The sequence below is a fragment of the Rhodococcus sp. (in: high G+C Gram-positive bacteria) genome, assembly GCF_049299235.1.
Classification (GTDB): domain Bacteria; phylum Actinomycetota; class Actinomycetes; order Mycobacteriales; family Mycobacteriaceae; genus Rhodococcus.
On record NZ_JBAQXC010000056.1, the window covers coordinates 1 to 8094 of the forward strand.

Sequence of the window (8094 nt, forward strand, 5' to 3'; positions counted from 1 at the left end):
GCCCACGGGTCGCAGGTGGGTGATGTCGCCCGCCGCGATCGCCACCGGCTCGGCGGCGCCGTCGGGGCGGATGACGATGCGGCCGTGAGCGTCGACGGCGACGGCGGTGCCGTGCAGCTCGGTGTCGCCCGGCAGGACTGCCCGCACGCGTTGCCCGACGGTGCCGCACCGTGCGCGATAGGCGTCGGCGAGGGCCGCGGTGTCCCAGTCGTGGGCGCTCCACCGGCGCATCCGCTCGGCGAGGTTGGTCAGTAGCACCTGAGCGAGTCGGGTCCGGTCGAGTTCGGTCGCACCTGCCAGTAGCAGCGACGTCGCGGTCGGCACCGGTAGTTCGTCTTCGGTCAACGTGACGTTGAGTCCGATGCCGACGACCACCGCCGGGACGGGCGTGGTCGTGGCGATCTCGACGAGGATGCCCGCGACCTTTCGTCCGCCGACGAGCACGTCGTTGGGCCATTTGAGCTCGGCGGGTACGTCGGTGACGGAACGAACGGCATCGACGGTCGCGATGCCTGCGAGCAGCGGCAGCCAGCCGAGGTCGGCGAGGTCGACGCCTGGCAGCGTCACCCGTACCGACATGATCACCTGCGTGTGCGGGGTGCCTTCGAATCGGCGGGAGTGGCGTCCGCGACCACCGGTCTGGAACTCGGCGAGCAGGGCGCGGGGCACGTCACCTGCATCCGCGGCGGCGAGCAGGTCGGCGTTGGTCGATCCGGTTTCCTCGACGACGTCGAGCCGCTGGTAGTACGCGGCGGGCCCGGTGGCTTCGATCAGAGCTTCGCGCAGACGTCCGGCATCGAGTGGGGCACGGAGCGTGGCAAGGTCGGTCGAGTGAGGTCGGGGATGTGAGTCCGGAGCCATGAGGACAGCGTAGGGCCGGGGCGACCGCAGCAGGACTGCGAAATCGTACTCACCGGTAGCTCGAGTTAAATAATTCAACACAACTGGGACTCGATGCGCCTTACCAGTATGACGCTCGCTAAGCTCACTGGCCATGACCACTGTCCAGGAGCCGTCCGCGCCCGAGGCGGCGAGTACGCCCGATATCCACACCACCGCCGGCAAGCTGGCAGACCTGCGCAATCGTCACGCTCAGGCCCACGCGCCCAGCGGCGAGGCCGCCATCGAGAAGGTCCACGCGAAAGGCAAGCTGACTGCCCGCGAGCGGATCCATGCTCTGCTCGACGAGGGCTCGTTCGTCGAACTCGATGCGCTCGCGCGGCATCGCAGCACCAACTTCGGCCTGGCGGACAACAGGCCCGTCGGCGACGGTGTCGTCACCGGCTACGGAACCGTCGACGGTCGCGACGTGTGCGTGTTCTCGCAGGATGCGACGGTCTTCGGCGGCAGTCTCGGTGAGGTCTATGGCGAGAAGATCGTCAAGGTGATGGACTTGGCGCTGCGCACCGGACGGCCGCTCGTCGGCATCAACGAAGGCGCCGGCGCCCGCATCCAGGAGGGTGTGGTCTCCCTCGGCCTGTACGGCGAGATCTTCCACCGCAACGTGCAGGCATCCGGGGTGATCCCGCAGATTTCGCTGATCATGGGTCCCGCCGCCGGCGGTCACGTCTACTCCCCCGCCCTCACCGACTTCGTGGTGATGGTCGACCAGACCAGCCAGATGTTCGTCACCGGCCCCGACGTCATCAAGACCGTCACCGGCGAAGACGTCACCATGGAAGACCTCGGTGGCGCGCACACCCACATGGTCAAGTCGGGTGTCGCCCACTACGTCGGCGACACCGAGCAGGACGCCCTCGACTACGTCAAGGACCTGCTGTCGTACCTGCCGTCGAACAACCAGGCCGCCGCGCCGCGCCTGGCCCCGACCGACCCGATCGCCGGGGCGATCGAGGACTCGCTCACCGACGAGGACCTCGAACTCGACACCATTATTCCGGACTCCGCGAACCAGCCGTACGACATGCACGAGGTCATTCGCCGACTGCTCGACGACGACGAGTTCCTCGAGGTGCAGGCCGAGCGTGCCGCCAACGTCATCGTCGGTTTCGGCCGCATCGACGGCCGCAGCGTCGGCATCGTCGCCAACCAGCCCACCCAGTTCGCGGGCTGCCTCGACATCGACGCCTCCGAAAAGGCCGCGCGCTTCGTGCGGACCTGCGACGCGTTCAACGTCCCGATCATCACGCTGGTCGACGTCCCCGGCTTCCTGCCGGGCACCGAGCAGGAATACAACGGCATCATCCGCCGCGGCGCGAAACTGCTCTACGCGTACGGCGAAGCCACCGTCGGCAAGATCACCGTCATCACCCGCAAGGCGTACGGCGGCGCGTACGACGTCATGGGTTCCAAGCACATGGGTGCCGACGTGAACCTCGCGTGGCCGACCGCGCAGATCGCCGTCATGGGCGCCTCCGGCGCCGTCGGATTCGTCTACCGGCAGCAACTCAAGGACGCCGCCAAGAACGGTGAAGACGTCGACGCGCTGCGCCTCCAGTTGCAGAACGAGTACGAGGACACCCTGGTGAACCCGTACGTCGCTGCCGAGCGCGGATACGTCGATGCGGTGATCCCGCCGTCGCACACCCGCGGCCAGATCGTGTCCGCTTTGCGACTGCTCGAGCGGAAGATGGTTTCGCTTCCGCCGAAGAAGCATGGGAACATTCCGCTGTGACCGCCACGACCGAGGAAAAGATCATCACCGACATCGACTCGACCGAAACCGCCGACGCTGTCGGCGAGGTCGCCGTGATCGATGCGGCCGGTGACGATGCGGCTGCCCGCCCGGAGGCCGCCGAGGTGCTCCCCGAGGCGCCGGTGGCCTTCCGCATCGTGAAGGGCAATCCGACCGACGAGGACGTCGCCGTCCTCGTCTCCGTCCTCGCCGCCACATCCTCGGACGGCGCGTCGGACGGCGATGGCCGTCCCGCAGAGACGTGGGGTGCACCGACCCGGATGCATCGCCAATGGGCGCCGTTCTCGCCGTACTCGTATCCGAACCGCGGCTGACATGACTCGATTGGTGCTCGCGTCGGCGTCGCCGGCACGGCTCTCCGTGCTGCGCGCCGCCGGCGTGGAACCACTCGTACGGGTGTCGGGAGTCGACGAGGATGCGATCGTCGCGGCTCTCGGCCCCGACGCCGCCCCCGAGTTCGTGGTCACCGAACTCGCCCGCGCCAAGGCCGCCGACGTGCTGCCGCAGTTACGTGACGACGGTGTGTTCGACGCGGTCGTCGTCGGGTGCGATTCGATGCTGCACATCGACGGTCGGTTGCAGGGCAAGCCGGGCACCGTCGACGTCGCGCGGGCCCGCTGGCGGTCGATGGCGGGCCGCAGCGCCGACCTGCTGACCGGGCACAGCCTGCTGCGGATTCGCGGCGGCGACATCATCGCGCACGCCGACGCACACAGCGGCACGACAGTGCATTTCGGCACCCCGACCGACGCCGAACTCGACGCCTATCTCGCGAGCGGCGAACCACTCCAGGTCGCGGGTGCATTCACTCTCGACAGTCTCGGCGGCTGGTTCGTCGACCGCCTCGAAGGCGATCCGTCGTCGGTGATCGGCATCGGTCTGCCGCTTGTCCGAAGGCTTCTCGGCGAGGTCGGCGTTTCCGTCGCGGACCTCTGGACCGCCGACCCCGGGGCCGTCGCGCCAGGAGGAAGCGAATGAGCGCCGCCGAGCGTGCCGCCACCGACAAGTCCTTCACCCGACTGCGCACAGATCCGTTCTTCGATGTCGTCGTCGATCTCGTCGCCGGGTATCTCGCGTCGGCCTTCGACGATCCCGCGACCGGTGAGGTCGACCGGTGGACACTGACCTGTCTGCCGCCGACCGACCGGACCGCCGACCATGAACGTCTCTTCACACTCGACATCGGGCCGATGGAAGTGCTCTACGTCGAGCGGTACACGGAGGGCAGTGAGACCGTCGACTACCGGACAGTGCTGATCACCTCGGCGTCCGCTCTGATCAGCCGCACCGGCTCGTCACTCGACGAATTGTCGATGCGCTTACCCCTACTGAAGTTCCGCAGTGCCGACCACGCGGCAGCAGACGGCGACGCTGTGGTCATCGACTGGTTCCTGTCCGACGAGGGCGCCGACGATCAGTTCTTCGAGCTTCCCTTGGACGAAACGACCATCGGCCCCCTCGCCGACCAACTCTCGGCGAGCGGTACGGGCCCGGATGCGTCAAGCCACAACCGGCTGTTCGCGCGGCACGTGCTCGATGCGATGATGGACGAAGACTGACGAACGTTTCGGTTCCGTCTGCCACCCGTCGGCGACACCGCTGCGGGGCCAGCGGAAATCTCCTGTCTCGCAGTAGATCACCGCACTGGTCACGCGTCGCTGCCGCCGTCGTCCTCGATGCGCCGCCGCCCTTGTTCCCTCGCGACGCGCCGCTGCTGCTCGGCTCGCTCCCGGCACTGTCGCTGGAACTCCTCGTCCGATTCGGAATGCTGCACGGCCTGCCGACCCGGCCGGTCGTACCCGGGGAACCCCGGCGCGGGAGAACGCGACCAACCCGGTCGCGTCCATATCTCTCCCTCGGGCCGTCCGACGAGCAGCCACAACACCGACCCCACCATCGGCAGCGTGATCACGATGATCAGCCACAGCGTCTTGGGCAGGTTCCGGACCCGGTGTTCATCGGCGCAGATCACGTCGATGAGAGCACCCACCCACACCACCATCACGATCAGCCCGATGTACGGCATTCCCACCCATCTCTCGTGTCGTCCTCTCGTGTTGTCGCCGGCCGCATCGCGTGGATGCTACGTATGTCCGGTGACCGTATGTTCCAGTGACCGTGCGAGCGACCGGGCCATTGCTTCACCCTTGGACTTGGCTCGGTCGGCATCGACACCGGCGAACAGGTCGTCGACGGACGCGGCCCACAATGCGAGCCATCGCTCGAACCGTGCCGGCGTGAGGCCGTGGTGTCCGTGCAGCGCCCGGTGCACCGGCAGGAAGGCGCCCTCGTAGCGAGTGGTGCGGAACAGGATCTGTTCCCAGAAGTCGCCGACGACGATCAGATGTTCGTCGAGGCCGACGACGGCGAGGATCTCGAACACCGGCGCCAGTTCCGGATCGGCGAGAGCACGCTCGTAGAACGTGCGCACCAGCAGATCGATGTCGGCTCGACCGGACAGGTCGGTGGTCGGGGTGCCACGGGGGATCACGCCTACCGAACCTACCGCCTAGTATTGACGGCGCACCTGCCACCACTGCCTCAGGAGCCCCTGTGCCCGTCGCGCCCGACGCCAATGCCGCTTTCTCCGCCTACGCCGACCCGTCCCGACTGGTGTCGACCGAATGGCTGTCCGCTCACCTCGGACATCCCGAGGTGAAGGTCGTCGAATCCGATGAGGATGTGCTGCTGTACGACGTCGGCCACATTCCCGGTGCGGTGAAGATCGACTGGCATCTTGACCTGAACGATCCGGTCACCCGCGACTACATCGACGGCGCTGCGTTCGCTGATCTCATGAACCGCAAGGGGATTCGCCGCACCGACACCGTCGTGATCTATGGCGACAAGTCCAACTGGTGGGCGGCCTACGCGCTGTGGGTGTTCACGCTGTTCGGACACGAGGACGTCCGCCTGCTCGACGGTGGCCGTGACGCATGGATTTCCGAGAATCGCGATACGACGTTCGACGTGCCGTCCGTCGCCACCGCCGGCTATCCCGTCGTCACGCGCGACGACGCGCCGATCCGGGCATTCAAGGACGACGTGCTCGGCGCACTCGGCACGTCCCCGCTGGTGGATGTTCGTTCGCCGCAGGAGTACACCGGCGAGCGCACCCACATGCCGGACTACCCGGAGGAAGGCGCGCTGCGCGGCGGCCACATCCCCACCGCGGTGTCCATTCCGTGGGCCAAGTCGGCGGCTCCGGACAGCCGGTTCCGGTCCCGCAAAGAACTCGATGCGCTCTACGCGGACGTGCCTCGGGACGCGGACGTCATCGCGTACTGCCGGATCGGTGAACGCTCAAGCCACACCTGGTTCGTGCTGACGCACCTGCTCGGCTACGAGAACGTGCGCAACTACGACGGTTCGTGGACCGAATGGGGCAACGCGGTGCGGGTTCCGATCGTCAAGGGTGACGAGCCCGGGGAAGTTCCGGGCCGATGAGCCTGCCCGCCGCGCTCGCCGAGATCGTCGAGGACTTCGCCGCCGTCGACGGTCAAGACAAACTGCAATTGCTGCTCGAGTTCAGCCGGGAACTCCCTCCGCTCCCGGCCGAACTCGAGGAGGCGGCGATGGAACCGGTCCCCGAGTGCCAGTCACCGCTGTTCCTGTCTGTCGACGCGTCGGATCGCGATCGGGTGACACTGCATTTCAGTGCCCCACCGGAGGCGCCGACGACGCGCGGCTTCGCGTCGATCCTGCATCAGGGTCTCGACGGGCTCGGTGCACAGGAGATTCTCGACGTTCCGGACGACTTCTATTCGGCACTCGGGTTGGCGGATGTGGTGAGTCCGCTACGACTGCGCGGAATGAGTGCGATGCTCGCGCGGATCAAGCGGCATCTCCGGGCCTGAGGGCACCGCCCCGCCGACCACTCGGTTCCGGGCTACCACACGATCTCGACTACCGGCCGGTAACGTTGCGGGGTTGGATCGGGGCCGTAATGTGTAGTCGCTATCCGGTTACATCGTCTATCGGATTGACGCCTACACTCACCGTGACGGCAATAACCTAACGATCGATCAACAGGAGGCTCCGTGCCCAGTCATGCCAGCGCGCACATCACGAAAGTGCTCGTCGCCAACCGCGGCGAGATCGCTGTGCGGGTCATCCGAGCCGCCAAGGACGCCGGTTACGGCAGCGTTGCCGTCTACGCCGAACCCGACGCCGACGCACAGTTCGTGAAGCTCGCCGACGAGGCGTTCGCGCTCGGTGGCCAGACCTCGGCCGAGTCCTACCTGGTGTTCGACAAGATCCTCGACGCCGCGCGCAAGTCCGGCGCCGACGCGATCCACCCCGGCTACGGCTTCCTGTCCGAAAACGCCGACTTCGCCCAGGCCGTGATCGACGCCGGCCTCATCTGGATCGGTCCGTCACCGCAGTCCATCCGCGACCTGGGTGACAAGGTCACCGCCCGCCACATCGCCGAGCGCGCGAAAGCACCGATGGCCGCAGGCACCAAGGATCCGGTCAAGAACGCCGACGAGGTCGTCGAGTTCGCGAAGCAGTACGGTGTGCCGGTCGCGATCAAGGCCGCCTTCGGCGGCGGCGGTCGCGGAATGAAGGTCGCGCAGACCATCGAGGAGATCCCCGAACTGTTCGAGTCGGCGACACGCGAGGCCATCGCCGCCTTCGGCCGCGGCGAATGCTTCGTCGAGCAGTACCTCGACAAGGCCCGCCACGTGGAAGCCCAGGTCATCGCAGACCAGCACGGCAACGTCGTCGTCGCAGGCACCCGCGACTGCTCGTTGCAGCGTCGCTTCCAGAAGCTCGTGGAGGAGGCGCCCGCGCCGTTCCTCACCGACGAGCAGCGCGCCCGCATCCACGCGTCCGCCAAAGCCATCTGCAAGGAAGCCGGCTACTACGGCGCGGGCACCGTCGAATACCTCGTGCAGGGCGACACCGTCTCCTTCCTCGAAGTCAACACCCGCCTGCAGGTCGAGCATCCGGTCACCGAGGAGACCGCGGGTATCGACCTGGTGCGCCAGCAGTTCCGCATCGCCAACGGCGAAGAACTCACCATCAAGGAAGATCCCGCCCCGCGTGGACACTCCTTCGAGTTCCGCATCAACGGCGAGGACGCCGGCCGCGGCTTCATGCCCGCCCCCGGCCCCATCACCGTCTACAAGGAGCCGACCGGACCGGGTGTGCGCGTCGACTCCGGTGTCGTGCAGGGCGACGTCATCGGCGGCCAGTTCGACTCGATGCTCGCCAAGCTGATCGTCACCGGCGAGAACCGCGAGCAGGCGCTGCAGCGTGCCGCCCGCGCACTTGCCGAGTTCGAGGTCGACGGTCTGGCCACCGTCATCCCGTTCCACCGCCACATCGTCGAGAACCCTGCCTTCGTCGGCAGTGTCGACGAGAACGGAGTCGAGAAGTTCGACGTCTACACCAAGTGGATCGAAACCGACTGGGACAACACCATCGAGCCGTTC

General features: G+C 67.0%; 10 protein-coding genes. 7 read left to right on the forward strand and 3 right to left on the reverse strand.

What is annotated here, in order from left to right; translation table 11 throughout:
* Window positions 1–861: biotin--[acetyl-CoA-carboxylase] ligase (locus WAX14_RS03045; protein WP_422626617.1), on the reverse strand; the 861-nt coding region annotated here is incomplete at its 3' end.
* 133 nt (window positions 862–994) lie between these two features.
* Between WAX14_RS03045 and WAX14_RS03050 the strand changes: the two genes are divergently transcribed.
* From WAX14_RS03050 to WAX14_RS03065, 4 genes are read left to right on the forward strand one after another with little or no spacing between them, the layout of a single operon-like run.
* Window positions 995–2635, forward strand: coding sequence for an acyl-CoA carboxylase subunit beta (locus WAX14_RS03050; RefSeq protein ID WP_422626618.1), 1641 nt, complete (start codon window positions 995–997; stop codon window positions 2633–2635).
* Complete coding sequence (locus tag WAX14_RS03055; protein ID WP_422626619.1) at window positions 2632–2970, forward strand: acyl-CoA carboxylase subunit epsilon; 339 nt, start codon at window positions 2632–2634, stop codon at window positions 2968–2970. Before WAX14_RS03050 ends, WAX14_RS03055 begins: the two co-directional genes overlap by 4 nt.
* A 1-nt stretch (window position 2971) precedes the next feature.
* Complete coding sequence (locus WAX14_RS03060; protein ID WP_422626620.1) at window positions 2972–3634, forward strand: Maf family protein; 663 nt, start codon at window positions 2972–2974, stop codon at window positions 3632–3634.
* Window positions 3631–4215: a hypothetical protein gene (locus WAX14_RS03065; RefSeq protein WP_422626621.1), complete on the forward strand. Its 585-nt coding sequence runs from the start codon at window positions 3631–3633 to the stop codon at window positions 4213–4215. Before WAX14_RS03060 ends, WAX14_RS03065 begins: the two co-directional genes overlap by 4 nt.
* Window positions 4216–4304: 89 nt before the next feature.
* Here the strand turns inward: WAX14_RS03065 and WAX14_RS03070 are convergent, their stop codons facing one another.
* Both WAX14_RS03070 and WAX14_RS03075 read right to left on the reverse strand, forming a co-directional pair.
* Window positions 4305–4682, reverse strand: a complete 378-nt coding sequence (locus WAX14_RS03070; RefSeq protein WP_422626626.1) for a PLD nuclease N-terminal domain-containing protein — start codon at window positions 4680–4682, stop codon at window positions 4305–4307.
* Window positions 4683–4739: 57 nt separating this feature from the next.
* Window positions 4740–5147, reverse strand: coding sequence for a group III truncated hemoglobin (locus tag WAX14_RS03075; protein WP_422626622.1), 408 nt, complete (start codon window positions 5145–5147; stop codon window positions 4740–4742).
* A 62-nt stretch (window positions 5148–5209) separates the two neighbouring features.
* On the opposite strand from WAX14_RS03075, the gene WAX14_RS03080 reads away from it, so the two are divergent.
* The 3 genes from WAX14_RS03080 to WAX14_RS03090 all read left to right on the forward strand — a co-directional run.
* Window positions 5210–6103 carry a sulfurtransferase gene (locus WAX14_RS03080; RefSeq protein ID WP_422626623.1) on the forward strand — a complete coding sequence of 298 codons (894 nt, stop codon included), beginning with the start codon at window positions 5210–5212 and terminating at the stop codon, window positions 6101–6103.
* Window positions 6100–6513 carry a SufE family protein gene (locus WAX14_RS03085; protein WP_422626624.1) on the forward strand — a complete coding sequence of 138 codons (414 nt, stop codon included), beginning with the start codon at window positions 6100–6102 and terminating at the stop codon, window positions 6511–6513. Before WAX14_RS03080 ends, WAX14_RS03085 begins: the two co-directional genes overlap by 4 nt.
* Window positions 6514–6696: 183 nt before the next feature.
* Window positions 6697–8094 (forward strand): acetyl-CoA carboxylase biotin carboxylase subunit (locus WAX14_RS03090; protein WP_422626625.1); only part of this gene is annotated, 1398 nt, incomplete at its 3' end.